Origin of the sequence: Collinsella sp. LCP19S3_B7 (assembly GCF_052121795.1) — a bacterium.
GTDB lineage: Bacteria > Actinomycetota > Coriobacteriia > Coriobacteriales > Coriobacteriaceae > Collinsella.
In genome coordinates, this window is the sequence record NZ_JBQKDO010000032.1 from 1 (window position 1) to 3,906 (window position 3,906).

Sequence of the window (3,906 nt, forward strand, 5' to 3'; positions counted from 1 at the left end):
GACATGTCGAAGCTGGAGGAGATGGACGAGCTGAGGGGAAAGGCGGAGGGCTAGAAGAGGACGGGGCCGGAGACGGCTAAATCAATTTGCGAAAGAATCTTGACGGTACCTGCCAAAATTCGGGGCGTTCAAGCAAACGGTCCATCCCATGAGTTACTCATCAACAGAAAAGGCCGCCCGACGTAAGTCGAACGACCTTAATAGATAGCCAATAAAACAACAGGACCCTAAACACGGACGTAAAAAATCAGTCTATAGCCCTATTGTGCCGTCTCAAGCCAATCCAGACGACTGTTGAGCCATGCGCGTACAGCATCGGGAGACTCAGAAGAGACACCCCACAACATAGACTCCATGTTCACAGAGGTAGCAACACTAGACTCATACGCAAGGTAATCCTGCCCATTGATGCACCCCCGGGCTTCGTCAAGCACTTCTTGCTTGACGGCATCAACAGCAGCGCGAACCGTCGGATCCTGCAGCAGACGAGAGCCTAAAACAGCATTGCGCGTAAGCCAACCCTGCGGCGACAAGCAACTGTCACTTGACTGGAATGAAAGAGCGTTTCCCATCGCCAAGTCAAAATCCCAGGCTGGACCGAAAACAAACCGCGAGTCGCCAGAGGCATCAGAATTTTTGAACAGATACGTTGATGAGTAATTAAAACCGTCAACGCACTTGGTAATCTCATTGAGCCAGTAAAGGCGCGCAAGAGAATCAATGTCGCAGTAATCCGCCGTCGTTTTTCCCGTCTCAGGATTGACGCCTCCGTTGCGAATGCAATCGAAGAATTCCTGGAAGCGAGAACTCAAATATTCAGCTTCATCCTTGGTCCAAACACCAGGCGACTTGCACACAAAGTACAGTACGCCGTTTCCCGAATCTACGCTAAACCAGGCGTCCTCATTCACATAGCGCTCCTGATCAAACTCAATCAGATAGCCGCCCGTGATGTCGGCGGGATTTTGCAGGCCCTCAGCGTACTTCATTCGATTACCGCGAGAGTTAACCCCCTCGACAAGTTGATAGCTTATCCCGCTATTAACGGCATCGTTAGCGTCTTCAAGGTTGTCGATATCCACGCGACCGGAGTTGATCTGGACCTTCTCGCAGAGCATATAAGCGCCGCGGTATTGTCCGTCGTAATACAGATCAACGGCACGGCACTCAATCGGCGCATGGGTCCCCAATGCAGACGCAAGCGAATATGCCGCAGCATTACGCATCGAAGTTCCATCATAGGCGTTTGCCAAAAGCACCCAGGTCTTATTCTTATTCGCTTTGTCGCCCGTCTCCAAAAGGTCAGTCTTCTTATCGAGCTTGATCTGATATGGCTTCTTGTCCATCATCCATGTACTGTTGCCACGACCCTTAATCTGAGACAGTGCGCCGTCATACACGGAGACGCCGGAGGCGTCAACAAGCTTCATGGAACCGGTAGCAACTGCAGTATGGTCTCCACTCGATTCGATGTAACCACGCCCATAATTGACCGGATCGTCACTGCTAATAAACATCGATGCCACGCCAGTGGTCTGCTTAATGTCAAACACGAACAAATCGGCCGAATCAAGGTTGGATCGAACGACGATCGGACTACCAGAGTTCGCACTGCTTGTCAGGCCAAGATCGCTTAACGCCACCGAAGACCCCACGGTAAGTCCAACAGAGCAGTCTCCAACAGTAATAGACGTCTCCGGCCCACCACTGTATGCAAGCTGAGCAGAGTTAAGGTCAAAAACAGACGGAAGCGCAAAGTGTGCATTGCCATAACGGTCAAAGGTCATCCCAATTTCAAGCGAGCCCGAGCGAAGACTCAGATTGTACTCAGACGCGGCCACGCTATGGGAAATGACAAGATCACCGGGATTGTTAACATTCCTAAACTCCCATTCGGATTGCGGAGTTGTCTTGTCGATAGAAATAATAGTGAGCACGCCCGATTCGGCCCCGCGCTTGGTCGAGAGCACATAGTCACCGAGTGCAGACTGGATATAACCACCGCTAAAAGTGGGAACATACTTCCAAGACTGAGCTTTGGTATCGTTCTCGGCATACTGCTGGACAATAGTCCCCGATTTGGCACGGCCTGAGCGGACATCAAGACACAAACCCGAGTTGATGTTCTTAATGGTAAAGAAACCGCCGCCCTTGTTCTCGAGATGCCACTGTTGCGCCGCCGAGCCATTGAAAACGTACGTCTGAAGCGCAAGGCTCCCGTTAGATGAAGCGTACGGGACATCAAGAACTTGCCTGGCGCCACTCTGGTTTAGCAGATAGTAGTCACCATTCTCAATCAAATTACATGGGAGGAGCAACCACGATTGGGCCTTGGTTCCGTTACACGAGTACGTAGAAACACTGTTACCAGCAGCGCTCGATCCACCAGAAAGATCAATACATCTGCCGGAATGTTTGTTTTTAATACGATATCCCCCGTTTAAGCTAGCATCCAAGATCCAGTATGAACGACCCGAAGGCTCTTTACGATATTCGATTCCACTTTTCGCAATTTCCGTCAAATACAGGCCCGAGTTGGCATTTATAAAGGTATACGAGCCATCGTCTTGACGCTCAAGCACCCACTTCTGCGCCAGAGACAGATTTGAGCCCCAAAGCTGCAATGCGGCACCAGAATCCTTTGACCCACCGGGAACGTCAAGAACACCTGATTCGTCAACAGTTGTCCTAAGCTGAAAAGAACCAGAATGATCTATTGGAGACGTGTTGAACGTCCATTTTTGAGCGTCGGTATGGTTCACCTGATACATTTGCAGTTGGTTGCCATTAGAGAGAGAACCACCGGGAACGTCCAACGCCTTACCTGTTAGCGCCGAGACAACTTCAATGCGACCGTCAGAAGTCTGCAGAAGACGCCATTGCTGTGCCGGAGTTCGGTTAGATGAGTACTGTTGAATACGCACGCCGGAAGACTTGGAACCACCAGGAATATCAAATGAACGACCAGACAGCGCAGAGAAAATGGAATAGTAGCCCGTATTCTGGTCGAACACAACATTCCAAGCCTGAGCCGACGAATCATTATCTTCGTAGATTTGAACAGCGGCTCCGTTATCTAAAGATCCGCCACAAAGGTCAATCATCTTTTTATCCGACAGAGCGGTAGAAATACGATAGGAGCCGTCTGTAACAGGTCGAGTGACGCGCTCGACCCTCCATTTTTGCGCCTTGGTGCCATTTGACGTATAAAGGCAAACATTGGCTCCATTTTTTTTGCTTCCACCGACAACATCAAGAAATAAACCATTGCAGTCAGAACGAATTGAATACGATCCGTCAGCATTCTGGACAAATTTCCATCGTTGGGCCAGCGTGTTGTTCGAATCATATAGCTGCGCATTAGCACCCGCTATTTTTGAACCACCAGCAACATCAAGCACCATGCCGGTAATCGAATTCTCAATGGAATAAGAGGACCCTTTCTTAGAAATTCTTCAAGCCTGGGCATAGGTATGATTACCTTCATAAACCTGCACGTTCGACCCATTAACGCAATTACCGCCCGCAACATCCAATGATTTATCGGCAATAACATTAGTGATAGTGTAAACACCGTCATCAAGCTCAGCATAGCTTTTGGCCTCTGCCTGAGTTGGCATTACGCAAAGCGCGATGAATAAGAGAAGCAGCGCCATTCCCCTCGATCGTTTCCGAAAGAAGATTAGAACTGCATCAGTACCAACCATCAAATCACCCAATCCCCTAAACAATACTTAACTACACCTTGAACGAACAGCCCAATTTGAGCAATACGGAAATCGACAAGCGGTGTTATTTGGCTCTTCGGTGGTTTCTGTGGGAGAGATTCCGGCATAGGCCCAGCTCAGCGGGCGAAAACAACGATCTGGAACTGAAACGGCCCCGGGAGGGGCCGTTTCCGCGTCA

Annotated in this window: 2 protein-coding genes; both read right to left on the minus strand. The window is 49.7% G+C overall.

Annotated features, from left to right (window positions below; all coding sequences use genetic code 11):
- Positions 1-260: 260 nt before the first annotated feature.
- The gene (locus tag ACTQW0_RS08415; protein WP_441567765.1) at positions 261-3,452 is read right to left on the minus strand and encodes an RICIN domain-containing protein; all 3,192 of its coding nucleotides are present in this window, start codon (positions 3,450-3,452) and stop codon (positions 261-263) included.
- Positions 3,453-3,455: 3 nt separating this feature from the next.
- Positions 3,456-3,656, minus strand: coding sequence for an RICIN domain-containing protein (locus ACTQW0_RS08420; RefSeq protein WP_441567763.1), 201 nt, complete (start codon positions 3,654-3,656; stop codon positions 3,456-3,458).
- Between the last annotated feature and the right edge of the window lie 250 nt (positions 3,657-3,906).